The 25,673-nt window shown below is 65.8% G+C and carries 23 protein-coding genes and 1 pseudogene; 8 read left to right on the forward strand and 16 right to left on the reverse strand.

Going from position 1 to position 25,673, the window contains the following annotated elements:
- Nucleotides 1–93: 93 nt before the first annotated feature.
- Complete coding sequence (locus ACZ69I_RS06650; protein WP_470830755.1) at nt 94–852, forward strand: methyltransferase domain-containing protein; 759 nt, start codon at nt 94–96, stop codon at nt 850–852.
- Nucleotides 853–1,096: 244 nt separating this feature from the next.
- On the forward strand, nt 1,097–1,801 hold the full coding sequence (locus ACZ69I_RS06655; protein ID WP_470830756.1) for a nucleotidyltransferase domain-containing protein: 705 nt from the start codon (nt 1,097–1,099) through the stop codon (nt 1,799–1,801).
- 143 nt (nt 1,802–1,944) lie between these two features.
- On the opposite strand, the gene gltX is transcribed toward ACZ69I_RS06655, so the two are convergent.
- Nucleotides 1,945–3,318: a glutamate--tRNA ligase gene (gltX, locus tag ACZ69I_RS06660; RefSeq protein ID WP_470831064.1), complete on the reverse strand. Its 1,374-nt coding sequence runs from the start codon at nt 3,316–3,318 to the stop codon at nt 1,945–1,947.
- Between the two features lie 357 nt (nt 3,319–3,675).
- On the opposite strand from gltX, the gene ACZ69I_RS06665 reads away from it, so the two are divergent.
- The 5 genes and pseudogenes from ACZ69I_RS06665 to ACZ69I_RS06685 all read left to right on the forward strand — a co-directional run bounded on the left by ACZ69I_RS06665 (nt 3,676) and on the right by ACZ69I_RS06685 (nt 7,766).
- The gene (locus tag ACZ69I_RS06665) at nt 3,676–4,905 is read left to right on the forward strand and encodes a helix-turn-helix domain-containing protein (protein WP_470830757.1); all 1,230 of its coding nucleotides are present in this window, start codon (nt 3,676–3,678) and stop codon (nt 4,903–4,905) included.
- Between the two features lie 119 nt (nt 4,906–5,024).
- A complete protein-coding gene (locus ACZ69I_RS06670) occupies nt 5,025–5,444 on the forward strand; it encodes a hypothetical protein (protein WP_470830758.1) in 420 nt (139 codons plus the stop codon).
- Between the two features lie 711 nt (nt 5,445–6,155).
- Nucleotides 6,156–6,362, forward strand: a complete 207-nt coding sequence (locus ACZ69I_RS06675; protein ID WP_470830759.1) for a helix-turn-helix domain-containing protein — start codon at nt 6,156–6,158, stop codon at nt 6,360–6,362.
- An 18-nt stretch (nt 6,363–6,380) separates the two neighbouring features.
- A pseudogene (locus ACZ69I_RS06680) lies at nt 6,381–6,728 on the forward strand (amino acid--tRNA ligase-related protein); the annotation flags it as partial.
- 177 nt (nt 6,729–6,905) lie between these two features.
- Nucleotides 6,906–7,766: a hypothetical protein gene (locus ACZ69I_RS06685; protein WP_470830760.1), complete on the forward strand. Its 861-nt coding sequence runs from the start codon at nt 6,906–6,908 to the stop codon at nt 7,764–7,766.
- Here ACZ69I_RS06685 and ACZ69I_RS06690 read toward each other — a convergent pair.
- The 5 genes from ACZ69I_RS06690 to ACZ69I_RS06710 all read right to left on the reverse strand — a co-directional run bounded on the left by ACZ69I_RS06690 (nt 7,754) and on the right by ACZ69I_RS06710 (nt 12,485).
- Nucleotides 7,754–8,611: an aldo/keto reductase gene (locus ACZ69I_RS06690; RefSeq protein WP_470830761.1), complete on the reverse strand. Its 858-nt coding sequence runs from the start codon at nt 8,609–8,611 to the stop codon at nt 7,754–7,756. The two genes, ACZ69I_RS06685 and ACZ69I_RS06690, sit on opposite strands and share 13 nt — an antisense overlap.
- Nucleotides 8,545–9,741 carry a JmjC domain-containing protein gene (locus ACZ69I_RS06695; protein WP_470830762.1) on the reverse strand — a complete coding sequence of 399 codons (1,197 nt, stop codon included), beginning with the start codon at nt 9,739–9,741 and terminating at the stop codon, nt 8,545–8,547. The genes ACZ69I_RS06690 and ACZ69I_RS06695 overlap by 67 nt, the downstream gene beginning before the upstream one ends.
- Nucleotides 9,742–9,826: 85 nt before the next feature.
- Complete coding sequence (locus tag ACZ69I_RS06700) at nt 9,827–9,994, reverse strand: hypothetical protein (protein WP_382800963.1); 168 nt, start codon at nt 9,992–9,994, stop codon at nt 9,827–9,829.
- A 201-nt stretch (nt 9,995–10,195) separates the two neighbouring features.
- Nucleotides 10,196–11,176 carry an NAD-dependent epimerase/dehydratase family protein gene (locus ACZ69I_RS06705; protein ID WP_470830763.1) on the reverse strand — a complete coding sequence of 327 codons (981 nt, stop codon included), beginning with the start codon at nt 11,174–11,176 and terminating at the stop codon, nt 10,196–10,198.
- Between the two features lie 13 nt (nt 11,177–11,189).
- Nucleotides 11,190–12,485 carry a nucleotide sugar dehydrogenase gene (locus ACZ69I_RS06710; RefSeq protein ID WP_470830764.1) on the reverse strand — a complete coding sequence of 432 codons (1,296 nt, stop codon included), beginning with the start codon at nt 12,483–12,485 and terminating at the stop codon, nt 11,190–11,192.
- Nucleotides 12,486–12,820: 335 nt separating this feature from the next.
- On the opposite strand from ACZ69I_RS06710, the gene metG reads away from it, so the two are divergent.
- On the forward strand, nt 12,821–14,542 hold the full coding sequence (metG, locus tag ACZ69I_RS06715) for a methionine--tRNA ligase (protein WP_470830765.1): 1,722 nt from the start codon (nt 12,821–12,823) through the stop codon (nt 14,540–14,542).
- A gap of 38 nt (nt 14,543–14,580) precedes the next feature.
- On the opposite strand, the gene ACZ69I_RS06720 is transcribed toward metG, so the two are convergent.
- The 10 genes from ACZ69I_RS06720 to ACZ69I_RS06765 all read right to left on the reverse strand — a co-directional run bounded on the left by ACZ69I_RS06720 (nt 14,581) and on the right by ACZ69I_RS06765 (nt 25,362).
- Nucleotides 14,581–15,219, reverse strand: coding sequence for a histidine phosphatase family protein (locus ACZ69I_RS06720; protein WP_470830766.1), 639 nt, complete (start codon nt 15,217–15,219; stop codon nt 14,581–14,583).
- Nucleotides 15,220–15,242: 23 nt separating this feature from the next.
- Nucleotides 15,243–15,797: an FkbM family methyltransferase gene (locus ACZ69I_RS06725; RefSeq protein ID WP_470830767.1), complete on the reverse strand. Its 555-nt coding sequence runs from the start codon at nt 15,795–15,797 to the stop codon at nt 15,243–15,245.
- Nucleotides 15,749–17,299 carry a hypothetical protein gene (locus ACZ69I_RS06730; protein WP_470830768.1) on the reverse strand — a complete coding sequence of 517 codons (1,551 nt, stop codon included), beginning with the start codon at nt 17,297–17,299 and terminating at the stop codon, nt 15,749–15,751. The genes ACZ69I_RS06725 and ACZ69I_RS06730 overlap by 49 nt, the downstream gene beginning before the upstream one ends.
- 51 nt (nt 17,300–17,350) lie before the next feature.
- Nucleotides 17,351–18,493 carry a glycosyltransferase family protein gene (locus ACZ69I_RS06735; protein WP_470830769.1) on the reverse strand — a complete coding sequence of 381 codons (1,143 nt, stop codon included), beginning with the start codon at nt 18,491–18,493 and terminating at the stop codon, nt 17,351–17,353.
- A gap of 13 nt (nt 18,494–18,506) precedes the next feature.
- Nucleotides 18,507–19,823: a N,N-dimethylformamidase beta subunit family domain-containing protein gene (locus ACZ69I_RS06740; protein ID WP_470830770.1), complete on the reverse strand. Its 1,317-nt coding sequence runs from the start codon at nt 19,821–19,823 to the stop codon at nt 18,507–18,509.
- Nucleotides 19,820–20,494: a class I SAM-dependent methyltransferase gene (locus tag ACZ69I_RS06745; protein WP_470830771.1), complete on the reverse strand. Its 675-nt coding sequence runs from the start codon at nt 20,492–20,494 to the stop codon at nt 19,820–19,822. The genes ACZ69I_RS06740 and ACZ69I_RS06745 overlap by 4 nt, the downstream gene beginning before the upstream one ends.
- An 840-nt stretch (nt 20,495–21,334) precedes the next feature.
- On the reverse strand, nt 21,335–22,093 hold the full coding sequence (locus ACZ69I_RS06750) for a haloacid dehalogenase-like hydrolase (protein WP_470830772.1): 759 nt from the start codon (nt 22,091–22,093) through the stop codon (nt 21,335–21,337).
- Nucleotides 22,094–22,325: 232 nt separating this feature from the next.
- Entirely contained in the window at nt 22,326–22,793 is a 468-nt protein-coding gene (locus tag ACZ69I_RS06755) for a PPC domain-containing DNA-binding protein (protein ID WP_470830773.1), read from the reverse strand.
- A gap of 43 nt (nt 22,794–22,836) precedes the next feature.
- Nucleotides 22,837–23,871, reverse strand: a complete 1,035-nt coding sequence (locus tag ACZ69I_RS06760; protein ID WP_470830774.1) for an asparaginase — start codon at nt 23,869–23,871, stop codon at nt 22,837–22,839.
- A 39-nt stretch (nt 23,872–23,910) separates the two neighbouring features.
- The gene (locus ACZ69I_RS06765) at nt 23,911–25,362 is read right to left on the reverse strand and encodes a helix-turn-helix domain-containing protein (RefSeq protein WP_470830775.1); all 1,452 of its coding nucleotides are present in this window, start codon (nt 25,360–25,362) and stop codon (nt 23,911–23,913) included.
- Nucleotides 25,363–25,673 lie beyond the last annotated feature (311 nt).

Genomic DNA, 25,673 nt, shown 5'->3' on the forward strand with positions numbered 1-25,673 from the left:
GGTTTTGGGATGCATCGGAAGCCCAGGGCGCGATGAGAGCACCGCCCCATAGGGTGTCCATCGATCGCTGTGCGGCGCCCAAGGAGATCCCAGATGCCTGAGACGAACGACTTACTGCACGAGCGGTTCATCGACTTGGCGAGGCTCCCCGAGCAGGGCTCGATCGTTGACCTCGGCTGCGGCGCAGGCCCAGCCTTGGCCGGATTTGCCAGGTGCTATCCGAAGGCACAACTCATCGGATACGACCGTGCAAGCGAGTCTCTTGCGAAGGCGCGGGCGCGACTGAAGCACCACGGCGGGTTGGTGAAGCTGGCCACCGCGGACCTGAGGGAGAAGCTCCCGCTCGAAGACGCCAGTGTGGACGCGGTCATCTCTTCCAACCTCCTGGAGTGCCTGCCCGAACCGGATCTGCTCCTGCAAGAGGTGCACCGAGTTCTACGGCCCGGCGGTCGGGCGGTGCTCTCCCATTCGGACTTCGACTCACTTGTGGTTTCTGGGCCTCCGGTCGGATTGGACCGGAGGATCCTGCACGCGTTCGCCGACGATGCGCCTCCGTGGATGGACATTTCAGATGGGCGGATGGGTCGTAAGCTGCCTGGCCTTGTGGAGGCTTCGCCGCTCGCGCGGACGCACGTGGAGACGGTGGTGACCCATTCCGCTGAGCTCACCGGTCATGCAGGGCGCCGCATCAGTGATGTCCGGGGTGCGTTGCGGGCGACTGCTCTCCGTGGTTCCGGACGGGTGGACACGGTTGCGGTCGAGGAGTGGTACGAGGCTGTGCAGCAGGCGGCGGCCGAGGGCCGTTTCTTCTTCGCGGAGATAGCAGTGGTCGTAGCCGCTGATCGCCTCTGAGAGCGGGCGAGCTCACCTGCGTGGTGTCCTACCGCCCCTCAGAGCAGAGCGCCGTGAAGCAGTGCACGGCGGGCAACGGTCACAGGAGATTACGGGCAGCTCTACGTCACCCACCCCCTTGCCCACAGGGTGTGGGTATTCTCCGAACGTCACACAACGCGGTGGCCCCGGCAGGCTCAGCTGGTGTCGTCGGACTGAGGAAACCTGGATGCGGGTGTGCAGCGTGATTCTGGATAGTTGCTGCATGAGTCCGCTCGCCGCTGCGTGTGCTGTTGTCGATGAGAAGTTTCCTGCCGCTCGGGCTGCTTTCCTTGGAGGCAGCGCCGCCACGGAGCGGCGCACGCCCATGTCCGACCTGGACGTTGTCGTTCTACTCCCCGGGCCTCCGGCCCCGTACCGGGAGAGTCTTCTGTACGGGGCGTGGCCTGTGGAGCTCTTCGTGCACACCGAGGAGTCCTGGCGGGCCTTCGTCGAGCGAGAGATCGGCAAGGGGCGTTCGCCTCTGCTGTGGATGTGCGCGGAAGGCGTACTGCTCCTCGATCGTGACGGTGTCGGGGAGAAGATCGCCAGTGAGGCCCAGAGGCTTGTGGCGGCAGGGGTTCCGAAGGCGACGGCGGACGAGTTGGAGGACCGGCGTTACGCCATCACTGATCTCTTGGATGACCTGGCGGGATGTGACGACGCCGGGGAGCGGGTGTTCGTCGTGACCGAACTGGCGCGGCGCGCGGCAGAGCTGGTCTTGGTGGTGAACGGCGCGTGGCTCGGCGGCGGAAAGTGGCTGGCTCGTCACGTGGAAGCTGTCGAGCCAGGCTTCAGCAGGCAGCTGAGCGAAGCCGTCCGTGCCGCCCTGGCAGGTCACGAGGAGGATCTGGTGGGCATGGTTGACGCCGTACTGAATCGGTGCGGCGGGCGCTTGTGGGTCGGCTACCGACGTGGCGGCGTCGTATAGCCGCTCGTCCAGCGGGCAGTCTCGGTTCGAACTTGCCGTTATGGAGCTGGAGTTCATGCCAGACTCGACTGCCGTGTGGGTCCGCGGTCAGGTACGCGGACCCACTCTGGCAGGCACACGCCCGCACGTGGGCAGCAAGACGCTCATGCCTGTGCTTCCCGAAGGGTTGTGAGTGCAGCATCGAGGCGGGCCAGAGTGCGGTCACGGCCCAGTACCTCAGTGGACTCGAAGAGGGGCAGCCCCACTGTCCGTCCGGTCACTGCGACACGTACGGGGGCCTGGGCCTTCCCCAGTTTGAGGCCCTGCTCGGCGGCAACCTCCTCCAACCCTGCCTTGAGGGCGTCAGCGGTCCAGTCGGCTGTGCTCCAGCGGTTCCGGGTGGAGACCAGGACGTTCTCTGCGCCGGGCTTCATGGTCTTGGCCCAAGCTGCGTCGTCGGTGGGCGGCTGGTCGAGGAAGATCCAGTCAACGTACTTGGGGATCTCCCCGAGTACGGTCACGCGGCTCTGCGCCAGCGGAGCGACCGTGCGGATGCCAGCCTCGTCGAATGCCTCTGGTCGCCAGGGCGCCTTCGGCGCCGCCAGCCATGGCTGGCACGCATCCAAAAACTCGGTGTCGGTGAGGTTGCGCAGGTACTCGCCGTTGAACGCTGCGAGCTTCTTCACGTCGAAGAACGCGGACGACTTCGTGACGTCCTCAAGCCGGAACAGGGCCTCCAGTTCCTCGTAGGGCCGGACCTCGGTGTTGTCGCCGGGCCCCCAGCCGAGGAGCATCAGGTAGTTGATCATCGCGTCGGGCAGGTAGCCCTCAGCGAGGTAGTCCTCGAGCGCGACCTTGTCACGACGCTTGGACAGCTTCTGTCGCTTCTCGTTCACGATCACCGGCAGGTGTCCCCACACAGGAGGCGCGCCGCCGAGGACCTCCCACAGCAGCTGCTGCTTCGGGGCGTTCGACAGGTGTTCCTCGCCGCGGATGACGTGGGTGATGCGCTCCTGGATGTCATCCACGGTGTTGGCCAGGATGAACACAGGGGTGCCGTCACCGCGGGCGATCACAAAGTCCTCGACGGCGTGGTTGGGGAACTCGGTGCGTCCACGGACCACATCGTTGACGACTGTCGCGCCATCGTCTGGGGTCTGGAAGCGCAGGGCTCGTCCCGGTTCGAAGGCCAAGCGACGGTTGCGGCAGAACCCGTCATACCCCAGGTGCTGCGAGCCTGTGCGGGCAATGACCTGGTCGCGGGTGCAGTCGCAGAAGTATGCGTGGCCGGCATTGTGGAGGCGGCCGGCCGCTTCCCGGTGCGCGTCGGCATTGTGTGATTGGAAGTACGGGCCTTCGAAGGCGGGATCCTTGTCGCTGATGCCGATTGCTGCGAGGGCACTGATGATGCCGTCGACCCATTCGGGCCGATTGCGTTCGGCGTCAGTGTCCTCGATGCGGAGAACGAAGCGGCCCTGCTGCTGTCGTGCCAGTGCCCAGTTGTAGAGAGCGGAGCGGGCTCCACCGACATGGAACATGCCAGTTGGGGACGGGGCGAAGCGGACACGTAGCGAGTTCGGCATGCCGAGACGGTAGTCGAAGCTCTGCCCTATTCGCCCATGATTTGCAGGTACGCCGAGGTGACGCCCAACGGTTGTGTCCACAGAGACCATTCGCGCCTGTTGGCCGCCTCCCACAAGGGATCTATCTGCATCTGGCGCCCATGGGCCCGCTACCTTCCGGATCGCTTCGAAGGTCTCGTCGTACCGCTCGACAGCGTGGCCTGCCTCGTCGACAGCGCAGTCGGCCCGTTAACTCTTGGCGACGGGCCTACTGGAGGTGTCCCATAGTCCGTACTCTGGCCACAATGCTCCGATCAGCGAGGGGAACTCGACGTGGGTGAGAGCTTGATGCTGGGGGGCCGACTCCGGACGGCACGTAAGACGCGGGGGCTGTCCGTCGCGCAGCTTGCCCAGCGGGTCGCGGTTTCTCCCAGCCAGATAGAGAAGTTGGAATCCGGCGCGCGGAAGGCGACGCCGAGTCTGAGACTGGCTCTGGCGCGGGCGCTGCATTTCGGCCCGGAGGTGCTGACCGGCCAGCCGTACTACGGGGAGCCGGAGGCCGAGGACGGGGTGCACGCTGTCATTCCGGAGCTGCGGCGCATCCTGCTGTGCTTCGACACTCCCGACGAACTGGAAGCCCGTCCGCGTACGCTGCCGGTCCTGGCATCGGAGGTGGACCAGATAGCGGCCCTTCGGCGTGACGCCCGATACGCGCCGATGGGGCCGCTGCTGCCCCCAGTGATTACCGAGCTGACCCATGTGGCACTCGGCGCGAGCGGCGACGAGCAGCAGAAGGCATTCTGGCACCTGGCCCGCGCCTACCGCGCGGTCAACAGCCTCGCCCACAAGATGGGGCACCACGACTTGGGCAACACGGCTCTGGAGCGAGTGCGGTGGGCCGCCGACCGTACCGGCGATCCACTCATGCAGGTCACGGCCGGCTTCCTGGTGGCCGGGTCGATGCTCCGCCAGGGCGCGACCGAGTCGGCTCGTCGCAAGCTCACAGGGCTGCGCGGGGAGCTGGAGCGACTCCAGCCGGAGCGGTCATACACCGACGACGCGCTGGCAGTGGACGGGGCGCTGCTGTTGAAGCTCGCGGTGGTGGATTCGCGGGAGAACAACCCCGATGGGGCCGAGGAGCTGCTGCAGGAAGCCCAGCAGGTCGCGGGTATGGCGGGCAACCGAGACAGCCTCGCCTACGAGATGAGCTTCGGGCCGACGAACATCAAGATTCACACGGTGCACGCACTGATCGACACCGGGGACAACGAGCAGGCCCTGGCCCGGCTCGCCGAATGGGGCGAGGGCGGCGCCGATTGGATGCCGCCGGTCTCGACGGTCGGCGAGCGATCCAGCCACCACCACATCGACGTCGCCTCGGCGCGTCTGGCGGAAGGCGACCGCAGTGGCGCGTTCGCCGAGCTGAAGCGGGCGAGGAAGATCGCCCCGAACCACACACGATTCCACCCATCCGTGCGCGAAACACTCGGCTCGCTGGTGCGCATGGACGTGCACCCCTCCGCGGAGCTGTCCGCGTTCGGCGCCTGGGCGGGCGTCGCATAGCACAACTCACCAACAGACAAGTGGAGTTGGCGTGATTCGGGTGCGGACAGTTTGTCCGCGCGCAGACACCTTGAGCGTGGAATGGTCCCCTCACACCCAGTTGTGAGGGGGCTTTTCCTATGTCGGACGCGATCCCGACCGCACGACTGCCGAGATGGATGCCCATCGGCAGTGAGCCGGAGCTGTGTCCTGCCGGTACATGGTGGGACGCGATCCGGGCGCCCGAACAGGTAGGGCGCCGGGCCGTGGCTCTCATGGAAGAGCAGGGACTGCGCACCGGGCCGGTCATCCTCGACGAGGGCGGCCGTGAGCCGCGGATGTACTTCCTGACACCGGTCGGCACTGCGGCACAGTGGGAGGAGCCCGGCACCGTCGCGCTGGGGGAAACCTGCCACGTCGTGGTCCCGCAGGCAGATCGCACCGTCAGCCCCGGACTGCACTGGCACCGGCTACCCGCAGGGCCCCACGCTCTGATCCTGCCTGACGGGCTGCACCGTGCCTTGATCAAGGCACGCAGAGAGCACGAAGGCGCCCTTTAGAACTTGCTCTGCAGCCCACACCCCTCCTTGACCTCGTGGCCAGCGCCGCACCGTTGCCGCTGAGCGGCTAAGCGCCATCCCCATACCCCCCGAGTAGGACGGTACGCCGGACTCCGGCGAATGCACGGGGTTGCTCCAGCACATCCAGCGCAGAGAGAGGAATCCGGCATGCCTGAGTCCAGGCGAGCGAAGCGCGACCACTCAATCCACGCAGACGGCGTGGACTCCAAGTCCACGATGGGCGTATGGATGGGCGAGCGCACCTCCTTCCCGGTGAAGCAGAGCCATATCAGCAAGACGCTCAAGGAACAGACTCCCTGCGGCGAGCTGAAGAACTCGATTGTGGCCATCGGGGTCGACCTGGCTGGCAACACGGTCGCCGCACCGAACCAATGCTCACCCGTCGCTAAGAGGAACGGCCGGATTGGCGGCGTAGAGGGGTCGGCCATGCCCAAGGAGAGCGATGTTGGACCAAGTACGGCTGCTGAGCGGCACCGTCGTTGCTCTCAGTGTGACTGTCGGCTCAGCCGTTACAACAGTGAGTCGCGGTGCAGTGGGTGCATCCGGACCCCGGCGGAGTTAGTCGGGGCATTACCTTGCGTGCAACCGGAGGTGTGGGCGAATGGGGAAGTCCAGGCCGCACTCATCACGAGAGACTTCGGGAGACTCTGCACCCTGGTGCGGACCCTCGGGCGCCTGCGGCAGGATGACATGGTCACGCTGACCGGACTGAGTCAGCCGTTCCTGTCGATGCTGGAGAAGGGCGCTCGGCGCCTCACCAACATCGACAAGATCGTCACGCTCCTCGACGGCTTGGGGGTCCCGGGCGAGCTCACAGGACCGATGCTGCACTGCTCGGCTGAGGCCGCGCCGCTACAACCTGTCGAGGATGTGGCGTCTCGCCTCCAGCCCACGTAGAAGCAGGACCCTTGCCCCGAGTTCATGTTCATCACGCACTACCCGGTCTGCATCCGGCCCTTCTACCACATGCGGCCGGTCGACAACCCGAGCGTGACCTTGAGCTTCGACCTGCTGTGGAAGGGGCTGGAGGTCACCACCGGTGCCCAGCGTGAGCACCAGTACGACGTGTTGCTGAAGCGGGACGCCGAGAAGGGCATGAGCGCCGAGCCGCTGCAGGACTACTTGAACGCGTTCCGCCACGGGTGCCCGCCGCACGGCGGGCTGGGCATGGGCCTCGGGCGGGTGCTGATGGTCATGCTCAGCCTGGGCTCGATCCGCGAAGCCACGTTCCTCTTCCGCGGCCCGAACCGGCTCACTCCGTAAGCAGCCAGGGGCTGCGGCCCACGACACGGGCGAGTGCCTCGTGTCGTGGACCGCAGTCTCAGTAGCGGACGTTGCGCAAGTCATGCGTCCACGAACTCGTCGGCCTTTGTGGCTTGGTCCCACCGCATCGCCCGAGATCGGCATGGGCTCCGTTGCTCCGGTGCTACGGTCGCCCGCATGACGCTCTCGGCACCCTCGGCGCGCGCCGTTGACTTGCGGGTTGAACCGGTCGACAACGTTCTCGATCACGTAGAGCGATCCCTTCAAGTCGAGTTGGATCGGGACACGGTGGTACGCAAACGCCGCTCGGTCGGGGCGCGGACGGACCGGCGGACGTGGATCCGTATTGAGAGGCGCGGGCTCGACAAGATCGGCGTGCAGGGCTGGAACGGCACCGAGTGCGCCGCGCGTCTGGAAGGCATTGCGCAGCCCGTCTGGCGGGGGTGTGTGGTCTGGCGGGACGCGGACGAACCCGTGATGTGGCGGGCTGATGAGACCGAGCTCTTGCCGAGCGCGCCCGTCGGCAACGCGATCCTCAGCAAGGACCCGGAGCTGCAGGACGCGTGGTGGCAGGCGTTCAACGCCTCCCTGGACGCGCTTGCCGCCCAGGACACGAGGCGCGTCGCCACACCCGACACCACCACCATCACGCAGGCTCTCGTCACCGAAGCGGTCCGCAGCGTCTCCCCCACCGACGGCTTCGACACGACCGTCGAGCGGTGGGTGCCTGCCCACGCGGACCTGAACTGGGCCAACATGACCGCGCCTACGTTCTCCCTCTTCGACTGGGAGGACTGGGGCAACGCGCCACGCGGCCTGGATTCCGCCTCGCTGTGGGGCAGCTCCCTTGCCGTCCCCGCCCTGGCCGATCGCGTACGGCACGAACGGCGCCACGACTTCGAGAGCCGGGACGGCAAGCTGATGACGCTCTTCGCGTGCTCGAAGATCCTCGGACCGGACGCGCACCCGCAGGATCCTCGGCTGGAGCCCGCGCGCCGCATGGCAGAGCAGGTCATCGCGGAGCTTCAAGCGGGCTGACCACGCGATCGGGCCCGGATGAGGTCTCGGTACTCGCGGACGGCCTGCTCGTCCACCTGGCCGGCCAGGGCGCCCATCAGTTGGCCCAGGTGGGCGGGCTCGTCCGTGCCCACGGCCATGGTGTTGACCTGCGGAAGGCAGTACGCCGCTCGGAAGGCGGCCTGCACGCGGGAGAGCCGGTCGCCGTCCTCGAGGAAGACACCAGGGTTGATCCTGTCCCACACCGGGGCGCGGGTACTGCCCCCGAAGGGGCTCATCCCCCAGACCCTGTCGCTGCCGAGGCCCCAGGCCGCGGCGACCGCATCCGCAGCATCGAGAGTCCTGGTCCCGACCAGCAGGCCGGCGCGCACCATGAGGACCGACGGCTGCGGCAGGGCCACGCCGACCAGGTCCACCAGGGGTGCGGGATCCCAGGACGCGACGCCCCACGCGCCGCACAACCCCTTCGCCGCTGCGATGTCGAGCGCAGCGCACGCCTGAGCCAGGACGTATCCGTTATGGGACGCGGCTCCTTCGAGGGAGTGTTCCGGGTTGTGCAGGAAGACCAGGTCCGGCTCCCGGCCAAGGTCCTTGACCGCCTGCTCCATGGCTCCCTGCAGCCGCGCCGGGTCGAGGGAGTGCTCCGCTCTGTCCGGCCCTGGGAGATAGCCCACCTTGGTGGAGATCGTGAACTGTGTCAGCAGATCGCCGGCCGCCCGCGCCAGAACCTCGTGCGAGCGAAAGCCGAGATAGTTGGAGCTGGTGTCGAGCGCGGTGACGCCGAGGTCCAGCGCGCCGGTCAGGAGACGGCGTTCGTGACGAGACCGGTGTAACCCGAGGACAACTCGGGGGTCAGCGTCGCGCATATCTCCTCCTTCACCAAGATCTCGGCGACCTCCACCACCTCGGCACCCACGACGGCGGCCGCCCGGTCGAGCGGGACTGGCCTGCCGCTCAGCAGCAGACGCAGCGCGGGCAGGGCCTTGGCCGCGAGGGTGAGCTTCTTGCCCGAGACCAAGACGTCGACGGTGTCGCCGTGCTCCTGGGTCTGGGGGCGGAAGCGGGTGGTGCACACCGCGGCCTCCAGCGGCCCGAGGATGTCCAGGTAGGGCACATGGCGGGGCAGTGTCGTCTGCTGCTCGTAGGCCGCCAGGAAGTCAGCGGGCGCACGTTCGCCGATCAGTTGGACAGCGGCCTCGGCCAGGGCTTGGCTGCTGGCTCCGGGGCCGCGGTCCAGGTCCTGCCGGAAGACCTCCCGCTCTCGGCACCAGTCGGCCAGCCATCCCATCCAGCTCGCCCCCGTGCGCTGGGTGATCCCGAACGTCACGTGCAGGCTCTTCCCCGAGCCGCTGCCGGTGCGGGTGGCCTGGTGCCAGTGACCCCGAGGGATGTGCATGATGTCGCCGGTCCGCATGACGCCGGACCAGACGATCTCCTCGCTCGGGGTGATGTTGGGGTCGGCGTCCCGGTAGAGGGGGACCGCGCGGGAGGTCCCGCGTACCTCCCACTCCTTCTCGCCCGCGAGCTGGACGATCACCACATCGTGGTCATCCCAGTGCAGCGGGAAGCCGGCGGCGTCGTTCGTCGTCAGGTAGGCGTTGACCTGTACCCGCTCGTGGGACCACCACTGGAGTGCCCGGCAGGCGACCTCCATCGTCGGGTCGAAGACGTTGAGCTGGTCGAGGATGAGCGTGGCGCCTTCCTCCAACAGGCTGCCCAGGCTTCGCATGTTGACCGTGGGGATGCTCTGGCCGCGAGGGCTGACGACGTCGGTGTAGTAGATGGCCGGGTGGACCTCCTCGCCCTTCTGGAAGCACCGGAACTGCGGGCGATTCAGGCTCCTGCGCATCGCGGTGTCGAGCAGGCGGTTCGGGGTGAGGATGCGGGCGGCGAGGGCGGGGTCGCCCATGTTTCCCCGCGCGAATCCCTTGCCGAGTTCGCCGGGACCATTCCACCCGAGCGCCCCCTCGATGGCATTGATCAACTGGTGTTCCATTACTGCCTCCTCATGAGTTCGACCATGTGGTGCAGGCGCGACAGGGGCGAGCACAAGACACCGCACTCGCCCCTGCCGCCTGGTGCTATGCGACGTCGGTCAAGTTGCCGTCACCGCCGGGCCACGGGGCGTCTCCAGAGCTCCCCTGGTTGTCGGACCGGAGGCTGTCGTACCGGTCGTGGACGGCGGTCAGCTCTTCCACCGCCACCAGAAGGCCGCTCCGGGTAGGAGGCGGTGCTGTGGTCTCTGCCACCTCGTGCTCCTTCCTGTTCGGTTCCCTCGCCAGGGCTCCGACGAGAGTTCAAGAGCCGCCCCCACGTCCGTGGGAGATATGGATGCCGTGGGGGCGGCGGTCTGAGGGCAGCCAGTAGCTGAGCGGGGCGCGGCGCTCGCAGGCGGGCGCCCGCAGCTCTGCTTCAAGCTGGGTAGGTCGGGCGTACGGGTACGGCGTCGATCAGGCAGCCGCTGCCCGCTGTTCCCTTGATGCGAGTCCGCAGCCGCCAGCAGTCCGCGCTCGGTGCCACTGCAGGGTCGCTTCGAGTCCTTGCCGCGCAGTCAACGGCGCTATGTCCGGGAACAGTTCTCGGAGGCGTCCGCTGTCCGCACTTGAGTGGGAGACATCGCCAGGTCGCGGGGCGGTGTGAGCCACAGAAGCAGTAGCGCCACTTACGGCCTCGATCTCGCCGATCAGCTCCTTGAGTGAGATGTCAGCGCCGAAGGCGAGGTTGACCGGGGACGGATTGGAGATCTTGCGGATGGCCGCGTCCACGAGGACTTCGCAGACAGTGCCGACGAAGGTGAAGTCGCGAGTCTGTGTTCCGTCGCCGTGCACGATGACTGGTTGGCCCGTGAGAATCGCGTGGACCCACTTCGGGATGACCGCAGCATATGGATGGTCAGCACGTTGTCCGGGGCCATACACGTTGAAGAAGCGGAGAGGCAGGACGGGCAAGTCGTAGCTGTAGTGGTATGCGCTCAGGTACGCCTCCGTCGCGAGCTTCGTCACCGCATATGGGCTCATCGGGATGGTCGGCAGCTTCTCGTGCTTGGGCAAATGTGGGGTGGCGCCGTACACCGAGGATGAGGAGGCGGCGATCACGTGCAGGTTGCCAGCACGGCGTGCGGCTTCGAGGACTTGGAGGGTTCCTGTCGCGTTGGCGTGGTGGCTGGCTAAAGGATTTGTCACGGAGCGCGGTACGGATGGCAAGGCAGCGAGGTGGACGATCGTGTCCGCGTCGTGGAAGACCTGGTCCAGAAGAGCGGCGTCTTGAACATCGCCCTCAACGAAGGAGACGTCGAGGCCGGCGAGGTTCTCCTTAGCGCCAGTTGAGAGGTTGTCGATCACTCGGATCCGGTTGACCTTAGGGTGCTCAGTGAGGGTCCGGGCGAGATTGCTGCCGATGAATCCGGCGCCACCTGTGATCACGATATCCACGGAGGTCTTCCCTTCAGAGTGAGTCGACGTGTGTGCCGACGAGTCGGTGGCGGCAGTCGAGGATGTACGTGGCGTGCTCTGTGATCGCGTGATAGTCGAAGGTGTCGTGGTCGGCGAGCAGAACGACGGCGTCCGCTGCCGCAAGTCGTTCCGGGGTCACGTCGACTCGCTCAACGGTTGTGAGATGGGCGGCGCGAGGGTGCGCGTCATCGATGACATGCGGGTCGGCCGCCTGGGCCTCGGCGCCCATGCTGGTGAGGAGTTCAGCGATCCGTGCTGCCGGGGTTTCGCGGGCGTCGCCGGTGTTGGCCTTGTAGGCCAGGCCAAGAAGCAGGATTCGGGATCCGTTGAGGGACTTCTTGCGAGCATTGAGACCGTCGACGAGGCGGCGAACCACGTAGTCAGGCATGTGGTTGTTGATGTCGTTCGCCAGCTCGACGAAGCGGAAGCTGCGCCCGAGAGTGCGCTGAACGCGCCAGGACAGATACGACGGGTCGATGGGCAGGCAGTGGCCTCCCACGCCTGGGCCCGGGGTGAAGCGCATGAACCCGAACGGCTTGGTGGACGCGGCGTCGATGGCAGACCAGATGTCGATGTCGAGTTCGTGGGCAAAGATCGCTAGCTCGTTGGCGAGCGCGATGTTCACGTGCCGGAAGGTGTTCTCCAGGAGCTTCGTCAGCTCGGCCTCCTTGCAACTCGAGACCGGCACGACGGTCTCGACGACAGATGCGTAGAAGCGGTGGATGGCCTCGGCAGACCGGGCGTCGATACCGGAGATGATCTTTGGTGTGTTCTCCAGCCTCCAGTTCGGATTGCCGGGGTCGATGCGCTCAGGGCTGTAGCCGAGGTGGAAGTCGATCCCGGCAGTCAGGCCGGAGGCGTCTTCGAGGAGCGGGCCAAAGAGCTCCTCGGTCGTCCCCGGGTAGGTGGTGGACTCCAGGATCACCGTCGCTCCCCGTCCAAGATGGCGGCCGAGCATCCGGGCTGCGTCCTCCACATGCGACAGGTCTGGCACACCATCGCGTAGCGGCGTCGGAACGGTGACGATCGCAATGTCGAAGTCTGCACAGTCAGAGGTGTCGATGCTCGGGCGGTAGACGCCCGCGGCGAGGAGCGGGGCTAACCGTGCGTCCGAAATATCCTCCACGTACGACTCTCCGAGCACAAGGCGCTTCACCCGCTGGACGTCAACGTCGAGGCCGACCACCTGGTGCCCAACTTCAGCGGCTCTGATCGCAAGCGGGAGCCCTACGTATCCCTGCCCCACGACGACCACACGGAGCCGTGAGGATTTTGAATTCTCGATCATGCTGTTCACCTCGCGGGAATGGTTATGAAGGAGGCGCATGTGAGCCTGCGGCGGTGCAGCGGCCTTAAGATGGGGACTGCCTCGGCCGTACGAGACTCGCTTGGCCGCCTGTCTTGGACGGCCGAGTGCCTTTCCAGCTCTGCCCTGGGATCACTGAAAACCCGCGGGAAGGGCTTTCCCCCGGTTCGATACGATGACGGTGCTCGCAGCCTCGATCTGTCACCGTGCGTGACGAGATCATGCGACTTGAGTGGTTGCGTGGGCTGCGGCCTCCCGACTTGGGCTCGCCGTGGCACTGTCACCGGCGCCGTACGTACGAAATGGAGCATCCAAGGATGGCTCGACACCTGGTCACCAGCGCGCTTCCCTACATCAACGGGATCAAGCACCTGGGCAACATGGTCGGGTCGATGCTTCCGGCGGATGTGTACTCCCGGTACCTCCGCCAGCGCGGGCACGACGTCCTCTACATCTGCGCGACCGACGAGCACGGCACCCCCGCCGAGCTGGCCGCCAAGGCGCAGGGGGTGCCAGTAGCGGAGTTCTGCGCGCAGGCCCATGACGCGCAGAAGGCCGTGTACGACGGGTTCGAGCTGGCCTTCGACCACTTCGGGCGCAGTTCCTCGCAGCAGAACGTGGAGATCACGCAGCACTTCGCGCGGAAGCTGAACGAGAACGGCTTCATCGAGGAGCGGGCCATCCGGCAGGTGTACTCGCCCGCCGACGGCCGTTTCCTGCCCGACCGGTACGTGGAGGGCACCTGCCCGCACTGCGGCTACGACAAGGCCCGCGGTGACCAGTGCGAGAACTGCACCCGCGTCCTGGACCCGACCGACCTCATCAACCCTCGCTCGGCCATCAGCGGCAGCACCGAGCTCGAGGTGCGCGAGACCAAGCACCTGTTCCTGCTGCAGTCGAAGCTGCAGGGCGAGGTCGAGGCGTGGATCGACGCGGTCGGTGACGAGTGGCCGCAGCTGTCCTCTTCCATCGCGCGCAAGTGGCTGACCGAGGGGCTGCACGACCGCGCGATCACCCGCGACCTGGACTGGGGTGTGCCCGTGCCGGCCGACACCTGGCCGGAGCTGGCTGCCGAGGGCAAGGTCTTTTACGTTTGGTTCGATGCCCCGATCGAGTACATCGGTGCGACGAAGGAGTGGGCCGACGCTGCTCCGGACGGCGAAGTACGCGACTGGAAGTCGTGGTGGTACGAAGCCGACGACGTCCGTTACACCGAATTCATGGGCAAGGACAACGTCCCCTTCCACACCGTGATGTTCCCGGCCACTGAGCTGGGCGTGCGCGAGCCGTGGAAGATGGTCGACTACGTCAAGTCCTTCAACTGGCTGAACTACTACGGCGGCAAGTTCTCCACCTCGCAACGCCGGGGCGTCTTCACGCACGACGCACTGGAGATCCTGCCCGCCGACTTCTGGCGCTACTTCATGATGGCGAACGCCCCAGAGTCGGACGACACCTCGTTCACCTGGGAGCACTTCGCCGCCACGGTCAACAAGGACCTGGCCGATACCCTCGGCAACTTCGTCAACCGCGTTCTGTCCTTCTCCCGCAAGCGGTTCGGCGACGACGTGCCAGCGGGCAAGGAGGCGGGTGAGGTCGAGGCGAAGCTGGGCGAGGAGATCGCCTCCCTGCTCGCTGAGTACGAAGGCCACATGGAGACGCTCCAGTTCCGCAAGGCGGCCGCCTCGCTGCGCGCCCTCTGGTCGGCGGGCAACGCCTACCTGGAGGAGAAAGCCCCCTGGCTGGAGATCAAGACGGACAAGGACGGGGCCGCGCTCACCCTGCGTACGGCCATGAACCTCATCCACCTGTACGCGGTCGTCTCCGAGCCCTTCATCCCCGCCTCCGCCAAGGCCATGCGCGGCGCCTTTGCCTTGGAGAGCGACACCGCGACCTGGGTGACCGCCGATCAGGCCAAGTCCTTGAACACAGTTCCTGCCGGGACCGCGTTCACCGTGCCGCCGGTGCTGTTCGCGAAGATCAGCGAGGAGGACCTGGAGGCGTACCGGGAGCGGTTCGGCGGCGAAGAGTCCGCCTGACCTTTGCCTTCGTGGCCCCGGCCGTGCCGCCCGCGCACTCATCGGGCGGCACAGTTGTCGAGGCGACGAGCCAATTCCCCTGGCGGAACATTCATCAGCCGGATCCGGGACGCATCGTCGCCTACCTCGATCCAGGTGACACCCGCGGAGCCGGGCACGTGATCGAGGTACCGATCGAAGCTCTTACCAGTGAGCCACAGCAGCAGGCAGGCGATCCCACCACCGTGGCCGACCAAGACAGACGTGCCGTGCGGTGCAGAGGAAACATCAGCCCACAGGCTCACGTAGCGGGCCTGGACGTCCTCGGACGACTCGCCGCCCGGTGTGCGGAGCTGGTGGATGGGGATGCCGTGGCGAGCAGCTTCGGTCTGCGCAAGTCCTCTCGGCTGTCCCCCGAGGTGGCCACTATTCTTGGCGGCCAGACGCCCGTCCACGCGCACGTCGGCCGGTGCGAGTGCGGCAGCCAGCAGCGCCGCAGACTCTTGGCAGCGTGACATCGGACTGACGAGCATCTGGTCCACCGTGATCCCACCGGCGCAAAGACTGGCCGCCACTGTGCGGATGTCGTCGCTCCCCCGCTTACTGAGCCTGCCGCCGACAGCCTGGCCCTGGTGGATGCCCTGGAGGTTCTCCCCTGTCTCGCCATGCTTGATCAAGTAGATGTGCTTCGAGGTCATGGCCTCGCGTCCCCTTCCTCCGGTTAGTCCCACTCACGTACGTCGACGCACTCGGATACGGCTATGAACAGCCGGTCGTGATCGGCCTGATTCATGGCGGGGAAGCGATCGAAGTGCCACTCGATGTAGAGGACGGAGATGAGATTGATCGTTCCGTCGGCGAGCAGTTTGGACAGGACGGGGTATTCGGCGCCCTCGATGTCCATCTTCACGACGACGTGATCGCCTGGGGTGATGGTGCGGCGCAGCCAGGCGCTGAAGTCGGTGGCCGGCACGGAGAGGGGGGTGCTGTAGTCGATCTGTTGGTCGTACATCGGCGGGACGCGCTTGCCGGGCATCACGGTGGAGCTCTCGTGATGGCCGAGGAAGAGGTCGATCGTTCCGTCGTGCGTCCAGACCGCACTGTCCGAGACCTCGATGTGGCGAGGAGGAGGTGCCTGTGCGATCTGCTCTTGGATGGACGGGTGAAGTTCCTTGTTGGGCTCGAAGGCGTAGAAGTCGTGGTCCGGGAGTTCGTTGATGAAGCGGTTCAGGACGACTCCGAGGTTGGTTCCGCAGTCGATGAAGACCTTGCGCACGGGGTGCTCCTACGGTCGGTTGAGGGCGTGAGGAGTTCGATCTCCTCCACGGTGTGATCAGTGAGCAGGACGAAGTCGCCTGCGCCTGGGCGGTAGCAGCGTTCCTGGTAGCGGATGGTGATGCGGCGGACTGGCTCTTCACCGCGGTAGGGGGGCAAGTCGCCCCAGTAGTAGAGCTGGCCGCCTGGCGCTTTCAGGTGGCGCAGGGAAGGAGGCAAGGGGCCTTTCGGAGTGCCGGCGTTGAGGCGGGTGAACATCGTGGTCAGGAACGCGATGTGTTCGTGTGCTTGCGCCTGATCCGTCTGTGCTCTGCCGTAGGTCTCCTTGAGCGTGCGCAGTTCGTCAGGGTCGCCGTTGGATTGGGCGAGGCGGTCGCGTAGCTGCTGGTCCCAGACGATGCCGAGGTGGCCGTGAACGATGGGCTCGGTGGTGAGGAAGTAGCCGAGGACGCGACCGAACTCTCGTTCGTACGGGCACATGTAGTTGTTGTAGAGGCCGAACTCGGCGCCGGAGACGGTCTCCACCTGCCAGTGGATGCGTGCCGTGAAAGGCGAGTCCCACCAGCCCAAGTGCCAGGGCTGCCACAGGAGATCGGCGACGCTGAGGAGGGTTACTACGCTGGCGATCAGCACCGCGGTCCAGCCGAACGCTGTTTCGTACCCCTGGTTGGGCAGGAGGACGATGGCGATCGCGAGGGCGATGTTGGTGCAGATGTTCTCCCAGAAGAGAATGCCGGAGGCGAAGGCGACGGCCAGATTGAACAGGGCGGTGGCTATCAGGGCCGCGATCAGGAGCCGCCGGTCGAGGAAGGCGACGAGACCGACAAGTTCGATGGCCACCGTGAGGAAGTTGGCTGGTCGATCGATGATGCGTACTCCACGCAGTACACGAGAAACGGTGTCGGCTCGCAGAAACCGCGCCCAGCCCCAGGAGTATGCGGAGGCCACAAGGTAGTGGGTGCGGTTGTGCCAGGCCCACGACCATGGGCGTGGCCCCAGGCGGGCTTTGCTCCAGGTCGGCTTGACGTAGTGAGACAGCGAGACGCAGCCGAGGACCAAAAGCAGCCCGGTGGCGGACATTCGGGGGCCGATCAAGAGCGCGACGAGGAACCAGGCGAGGTACGCCTTGAGCAGCCGTAGCGGCATCATCGCGTGATGCCTCCACCCGCGCAGCTTGCCGCAGTACACAGCCAGCCATGGAAGTAGGGCTGGTGTCCACAAGCACGACGCGGCTGCGAGGAGCAGCAGAAGAAGCTTGTCGTGGCGCTGCGGACCGAGGGGCTGGGTCACGTCGTAGTCGCTGGTGATGCCCTGCCAGGTAAGTAACGCAACTACGAAGACAACAACCCACCGCAGCGGACCCGGCTCGGGCAGCGGGCGAAACGCGAGGAGCACAGCGGGCATGGCGGCATAGATGACAGCACGCAGTGCTCTGGGCCTCTGGGCGAGTGCGCGAACGGCGGGCGAGACGGTGAATCGGTAGCAGACCACGACGGCGAGCACAGTCACTGCTGTGTCTAGGGAACTTTGGAGCGGAGTGATCTCCATGGCCGTCTACCCGACAGGGTGGGTGGTCGCCGGGCGGCTTGTTGCCGGAAGGCTCTCCAGGTAGGTGGCGATCCGCTCGCGGGGATCGGATGTGAGGTGCTGGTCGCGGTGGCGCTCGACGTTGTGGCGAAGCTCGCGGCTGCGGCTCAGGAAGTCGAGCACCGCTTCGCGGTCGATGTGCGGTGCCCCGGTGCCGAGTTCTGCCTCGTGGACGACCTTGGCGCACCAATGCTGATCGTATGTGGGCAGTGGTACCAGGTGGACGGGTTTGCCGAGGACGAAGGCTTCGCTGATGAGGTTGAATCCGGCGTTGGAGAAGACGACTTCGGACCGTGCTAGATCGGTGACGAATGCCTGTCGGTCGAAGGCGCAGATCTCGATCTGCCCGTCGGCGTACTGGCGGAGGTTACCGATCTCGTCCCTGTGCGCGTAGACGCGCAGGGCTCGGTCGGGAACGTGTTCGCGGAAGACCTCGACGAGGGCGCGAACAGACTCTTCGGGGCCGTAGTCGAAGTAGCGCGAGAAGTAGGCCACAGCAAGGGGTTCGGTGGTGACCGGCGCAGAGCGGACCAGATCCGGGACAACGGGAGGGATGAACTCCAGCGTCTGGTTGTCGGCGTCCAAGGGGACGTAAGAGCAGATGAAGAAGCGGTCGGCGCGGGGTGTGAAGTAGCGCAGTCGCTGCTCCTCCGCAGTGCGGGCGTATCGGCCGACCCTCGGCAGGTTGAGGTGACGGTACTTGCTCTGCTGATCGATGGAGATGAGCGGCTTGCCGAAGTGATAGGCCAGGCGCGAAGTGTTGGGCTCGTAGTCCGTGATGAAGACGTCCGGCACACCACCTTCCCTGACGGTGCGGCGCAGGCGTAAGTGACGGGCGATTCCGGCAGGTGCCTGTTTGATGTTCGCCCGCACTGCGTCGACGGCGTGGATACGGTCATCTCGGGCGATGACCGTCGGCAGCCATGCGTCCCATGCGGGGAATCCGAGGTCCTTGAAGTAGTCGACGCGGGCCATGCCGTTGGTGATGATGCGCACCTGATGTCCGCGGTCGCGGAGGTACTGGGCGAGCACGCCCTGTCTGACCGAGTGCCCCATTCCGATGCCGTTGACTCCGATGATCACGTTGAGGGGCTGTGCGAGTCCGGACACGACGATCCCTTCGTCAGGCAAGGTGGGTGATGACGTTGCGGGTGATGGCCGCGACCTGGGGGTCGGTGGCCAGCAGACGAGCCCAGTCAGTGGTGGCTGCGGTGAAGACCGTGCCAGTAGCGGTGTAGAGGCCGAGGGTTGCCGCTCGTGGGCTGGGCATCGGTTCCCGGGCGGCAAAGTTCCACTCCGCGGACAGCGGGGCGATGCCGAGGATCTCGAAGTTCTTCGGGGTGCCGTCCTGGCCTGCTGGGTGGTGGCGACCGAATTCGTCGATCTCGTACGCTGCGCCGTCACACTCGTATCCGATCAGTGCGCCGTCGCTGCCGAGGATGCCGCCGGTCTTCAGACCGGTTCCAGCGAACACCCAGTGCTCGGCGTCGGTGATGGTGAACCCGAGGGGGGTGCGGAGGCCGTCCCAGTGACCACCGCCGTTGCGGTAGCTCACTCCGAGCAGGGTGTTCTCGGGTTCTGTCTCCCACCAGTGGTCCGGGCATCCGTGCGAGCTGTCGGGGTCGGTCCCGGCGGGTGCTTCGGGCGGGAACTTGATGCAGTCAAGCCCCTCTCCATCCGAGGAGACGTTCACCCGCCACCAGCAGGTATTGGCCCCGAAGTTGGCGATGTTGCCTCCTGCATCCCGGAATGCGGTGACGTTCCGGCGGGTCTGGGCGCTCCAGTACTCGTCGTGGCCGGCGGAGACCAGGAGCTGGTACCCGTCGCTGAGGAGCCGTCCTTCGTGGAGGTCGAGGTCCGTGCAGTAGTCGGCGTCGATCCCGTTGTCCTCCATCCAGGAGATGAAGGACGCGTCCCAGTGTGCGAAGGTCTGGCGGGGGGAGGCGGTGTCGTATGGGTCGGGCAGGCCCTTAACGGGGCCTCCCACACCGCCTCCGGGACGGCGTAGCGTCACGCGGGAGGCGCTGTACAGGCTGCCTCCGCCCGCCGTGTTGTAGGCGTGGTAGGTGAAGGTCGGGATCTTGTAGAGGACTCTTCCAGCCGCGGGAGCCGCTGGTGTGACGACCAGCAGCATCCTGGCATCCCGCGAGTCCATGGCCGGTGCGTCGGACGTCAGCTCCGTGCTCAGGACCGCGATGTAGACCCCGGATTTCCAGTCGTGCGGAACGCGGAACTCATATGCGGGCCATTGCCAGTCCGCGTCGAACCGGCCCGGGGCGGCTACTCGTCCCGGCCACTCGACGTGACCCATGCGCCGGGGAGTAGCTCCCCAGCGGTAGAAGTCGACGTGAAACCGGGGGGCTTCCGTGGCGACGTGCAGTCGGACTACGTCGCCGGCGCGCACGCTGGGACGCGCCGGATAGCCGTTGACGCTGATCACTTGTGGTTCCTGGGCCGCGCGATGCCACCGACGTGGTAGCGGTCGAACTGCTCGACGTGGGCCTCCCACCCGAGGTCGTTCAGATGCCGGGTGAGATCGGCCGAGTCGTGCAGCACCTTGACGGCGAGGTGCTGCGTACCGTCAGCGAGGGTGCGGAGCACGGTCGGTACCTGCTCCTCGGGCACCTGCTCTTCGATCTCCGCCTTCGCCCGCGAGTCGTCGAGGAAGACCACGCAGCCACCTGGTTTTAGGGCCCGCCGCAGCATGTCCCAGAAGCTGGACATCGCTGCGGGCGGTACGTGGCTGAGCCAGAAGGCGAAGAAGATTGTGTCGTACTGGCGGTCGGGCTCCCACCGGAAGATGTCCGCCTCGATGAAGCGTGTGGCCGCTCCCCGCATCCGGGTACGGGCGACATCCAACATCTCGGGCGCGGCGTCAAGCGCCGTCAGGCTGTTCGCACGGTTGGAGAGCAACTGGGTCCACTGGCCCGTACCGCATGCCAGTTCCAGAACGTCACCACTGATCGGCCACATGTCGAGGGCATTCTTGAGTTGAGGCATACGCATCCGATCGGCGTACGAGGTGTCGTACTCAGAGGCCCGTGCGCGGTAGTAGGCGATCTGGCGTTGCGACCAGTGGCCGAGCGTGCGCTCGTCCGGTGTGGCGTGCATGATGATCCCTCTCTGTACGCATGGCGGTGCTGCCGCGCTGGTCGGCCAAGCGGCTGGGCAAGTAGTGGAGAACGGTGGACTGATACTCGATGAGCCACCGGTACGTGCGGGAACACACAACGTGCTTCGGGAATCGAGCTCGGCCGAGATGCTGACCTCGGCGTCGCGACGGTTCTCAACCGTGCAGGATGTTGCGCTGAGGCGCACATTGCAGAGGTGATATCACCCGGGTGATGTCGCGGCAGTTGGCGATGCAAGTGGCCGTAGCCATGCGACTAAACGGGAAGAGACACGTCACCGTGTCCGCGCGGTATCGCAGCATTGGTCCGGTGAATCCTGCGGAGCCAGCGGTCTGTCGGCGGGGGTGGAGATGCTCACGGCCGCTGGCGTCACTGCCACGGGATTCCGGAACTACCCGTCAGTGCGAAGAGCACGAACTGGCATCTCCCCAGGCTTTGCACCAGCACGCCCGAGGGCGCGTCTCAGGCATGCACCGAGCCTGGCGATTTATGGGCACCGATCTGTGGACTCCTGGACTACTCCCTGCGATAGCCCCATTCTTCTCTCAGAATGCGTTCCCACGCAGCTTGCTCGTCGTGACGACAGCCCTCGCGTCGACGCTTCGTAGTCCCCAGAGTGATCACAATGGTGATCACGACAACAACCGTGAACGCGATCCACACCCCGAACAGCTCGCTCAGCAGGAGAGCGCCACCGCCAAACATGAGCATCCCGATCGCATACGCTGCGGGCTCGTTTCCAGAGCTCGACCTCATGACCGAGGCCCGTACACACTGCCCTTGTGGTAACTCGCGATGGGTCTGCGATGCGAAGGAACTATCATTGGCTCCTCCTTCGGTCAGGGACGTCCGCCTTGAGGGCAAACATCGCGATTAGATTCGTCACCGTGTCGATGTCCTCAAGTGATTGCACAACAGCGTTGGCGCCAGCGCCTTCGAGGGCGTCGGCAGACGTGGTGCCAGATGCGACGCCGATGACTTTGGCACCTCCTTCACGACCAGTGCGGACGTCCTCAAGGGAGTCCCCGATGATGACCGTGTTGTTGCGCGTGAAGGCTGTGCCGTGCTTGGCCTGCGCACGCTTCTGCGCGATGCCAACGAGGGCAGGTCGATGGACGTCGTCGGAGGCGTATCCGCCGACCTCAGTGTCCAGGTACTTGTCGAGGTTGAAGGCTGCGAGCTTCAGCAGTGCGTTCGGCTTGAGGTTCCCGGTGACGGCCGTCGGCACCCAGCCCTTGTGACGACACACGGCCTGCAGCGCAGTCACCGCTCCAGGCATGAGGACCCCTTGGCTCCGAAGATCACCTGTGTGACCTGCGAGCCGCTCGGGCAGCAGTCCCACCATCCGGGGCAACAGCTCTGGGACCATCTCCTCCGTCACGCCGTTCTCCAGGAGCAGGGACCGGATCGCGAGGGGCATGGTGACGCCGGTGCCACGGGCCGGCAGGTGCTCGGCCGGGCGGCCGACGACTTCGGCAAACGTCTCGCGGTACACCTGGCGGTCGATGTCGCCGACGTAGAGCAGCGTGCGGTCGATGTCCCAGAGGATGAGCGCCTGTGGCTCTTCGGCATCGTTCAATTCCTTGCTCCCGTGAGAGTGACGTCTTGAACGTACGTGGCTTTCCTGACCGCTTAGAGGTAGCTGAGCATTACCTCGACGTGCTCGCTGAGGCGGGTCGGCCGAAGGTCCGTCCGTCACATCGAGAGCCCAGTGCGGGCACGCCGTGGGGTTCGATCCTTACGGAGCAGGTCGTACTGCTATGACGGCACTGCGTGGTGCGCCGGTCGAGTAACTGTGGGGCGCGGGCAGCTCATTTCGCAGCGCCAAAGGTAAGCAGGGGCACGTCATACAGGGCAGGGTTGCGCGGCCGGGTCATGGTCGGCGCGACGACCTCGACCACGAAGAGCTCGCTGAGGAACTGGACCTTGGCGTTCAACAGGTGGCTGGTACGGCCGTCAGCCGATTGTGCCTTGAGTCCGGCGGAAACGTGGATATGCGGGAGGATGCCGCCGGTCTCCGGATCGTGGGCGAGAGTGCCAGCGCCGAATGCCTCGACGTTAGTGACGTACGTCTTGGCCCAGACGGGGGCGTCCGGGTCGTCCAACTTCTCACAGGCTCCCACGATTTCAGCTTCAGCGAAGGCCCCGATGAACGAGGGAACGTAGCCCTGACGAATCCCGTTCTCGCGGCAGAACACGGAGAGCGTGTCGAAGAAGTCCTCGCCGTGGTCGAAGGTAACGCCGAAGGTGCGGCCGATCGTCAGTTCGTGGGCGCGCATGCGGGAATCCTTAGAGTCTGAAGGCGGGCTGTTGAGCGGCAGGTCATGCCGCGAAGGTCGCGAACGCATCGGTGATTGTGCTGTGGTCGGCTTCCTGGGCCAGCAGCGCATGGAGCAGGAGCCTCGCCTGGTACGGGCCGAGGTCGTCGGCTGGGATGAGACCGCGGCCGATAAGGTCCTTCTCTGATCCGGGGAAGCTGTACGTTCCGGTCAGGACAGGGCCGTTGCCGATGCGCGAGGCGAGGACCACGGGAATGCGCGAGGCGAGTTCACCCAGTGCCTCGACGAGCGGCTGCGGGACGTGGCCAACGCCGAAGGCCGCAACGACGAGGCCGTCGCACTGGCCGTCCCACGCGTGCAGCAGGGTGCCGTCGTCGCCGAGGCTGACGGTGTACAGGCCCACGCGCGCGTCGCGGCTCGGCGGCTGTACCACGCGGTGCCGTCGTGGCAGGGGCATTGTCAGGCGTACACGGTCTTCGGCTACGCGGCCGAGGGGGCCCGCGCCAGGTGAGGTGAAGGCTGCGGGGCTGGTGCTGTGCGCCTTGCGGACGTGCCGGGCCGCGTGGATCTCGTCGTTCAGCAGGACCAGAGCGCCGGCTCCGCGCAGCTGGGGCTCGGCTGCGGCGAGAACGGCTGCGTACAGGTTGGCAGCTCCGTCGGGTCCGGCCATGGTGGGGTTGCGCATGGCACCGGTGACGATGACCGGCTGGTCGCGGCCGTGGTGGAGGTCAAGGAAGAACGCGGTCTCCTCAATGGTGTCCGTGCCCTGCGTGATCACGACTCCGTCAATGTCGCCGCCATCGAGATTCTTGTCGATTGCCGCGCTGAGTTCGGTGAGATCGTCGAAGGTGAGCGAGGCGCCGGGGACTCGGCGGAAGTCATGCACACACAGATGGATGCCGCGGTGGTCCAGGCCGGGGACCGCTGCGAGGAGGTCCTGGGCAGACAGGGCTGGTACGACACCCCCGGTCGTCGGGTCGGTGGTCATGGCGATGGTGCCTCCCAGTGAGTAGACCGCCACCGTTGTTGCCACTCCGGCCATCGCCCCAACTTCCCTTCCGTACCTGCCCACTTGCATATCAGTGCATCTCACTAGACAGTGATCGTTCGGTGCAGGTTATCGGCTCTCCACGCGGTGGCCGCCAGCCTCGGGCTGCAATTCAGCAGCCACGTAGGAGCAGGCGATGTCCAGGGCATCGAGGCTGAGGTGGCGACTACGAGGTCTGGCCAGCCCCGTGGCGCCCACGGCTGCGAGTTGCCGGCAGCGGCGGGTCAGCCATGGGCGGTCAAGGCCGAGGTAGTCCGCAGTCGCTGCCAGCCTCTGTCCAGGTGTCGATCCTGCGGTGATCGTGTGTGCCTGGGCATGCCCAGTAAGATCCGTGAACGTCCTAAGCGTGGGTGCTGCGGCGGCCAGAGCCATCTGGGGCGAGGGCTCTGCACGCACCCAAGTAGCGATGGCGACACGGTGTCCGGGGACCAGTACGAATCCGTCCGTCTGCTGGAGGTCTGGCTCGTCGGTGAGCCAGGTCGTGACGCCGTACGACTCCATGAGTGCGAGGGCGAGGAACAGCAGAACACGCTCGTACGCGGGCGAGGCAGCGATCTCGGAACGGGGGACGCAAAAGGCACGCCCGACCCCGCTGTGGGCCCGTCTGGGAGCCATCTCCTGGAGGTAGCGGTGCTTGTGCTGGAAGATCAGCCAGGTCGCGGCCTCTTCCCCGCGCTGTTCGCGGGTCCAGAAGACAGGGTCGTCGGTCAGTGCGTCGCGCTGTTCGAGGATGAACGCGGCACACATCTGGGAGCCGACGAGCATCTGCGATCCGTCGGCGAGGCTGTCTCGGGCAGGCAGCGTGCCGTTGTCTGCTAACGAGGGCTTCGGAGGGGGAGCCAGCAGATCGTGGAGAGCCGTGTCGTCGCCAAGAATGGCGGAATCGAACCCCGCTACAGCCCACAGGATTCCGTAGGTAAGGTCGTCGAGTTCGTAGGCCGCGGGGATCGCGAGGACGTCGCCCGCTTGGTGCCGGTCGCCTTGGCGCGCGTCCATGACGAAGTGCCGTCGTGTCCCGTCGACGGTGTGGGAAGTAGCGAGCAGCGCCCGGAGCGGCATCCGGCTCCACACCTCGGTGTCCGTGTTCGGCTCGAGGCACAGTGTGTGGCCACGGAATGAGGCGGCCGATCTGGTGAGCGCGGGCAGCAACGTGGGAGCGAGGTTGCGGCCGCCGGGCAGGAGCAGGTGTCCTGGTCCCTCTGTGAGCGTCTCACCGGTGTCCGTTCTTACAGGTGGCTGAGCCCGGCGAGGAAGCGGCAGAGGTGAGATCTCGGGAGGTACCCCGAGGCCGGAGAGGAACTCGGCGATTTTGTCGATATTGGTGAGGCGTCGGCGCCCTGCTTCGAGCATAGAGAGGAACGCCTGGCTGAGTCCGGTTAGTTGAGCAACATCGTCTTGGCGCAGGGATCCATGCTGCCGGATTAGCCGTGCCACTTGGCTGAAATCCCATGCTGCCAAGGCTTGTTGAACATCAGCATTTCGCCACACGCGTTCCGGAACAGAGGGAGTGGCTGGGGACATGTCGCGTAAGCGGAGGCACGCCGAGCATCTTGTTCCGGAGTTGTACTGGCTTAGCCGACAGCCGCAACGTTCACAGCGTCGCGGCGACTGCGTAAGCACTTCTGCCTCCCGGGTTGAACACGGACCTGATAGCCCAACTGCCCCTGGTAGAACCGAAATCACTCCAGTGATATCACCCGGGCAATGTGCACACTGCGCGTTTTCCCACCACTCTGAGGTCTCCCGCAGTGCACGGTAGCGACGAACTATCTGGGATCGGATCTTTCAGGCGTTTCATGCTGCTCGCGCTGCTGGTTTAGCTGTCCCTGATC

The sequence above is a fragment of the Streptomyces sp. NPDC036815 genome (genome assembly GCF_055609205.1).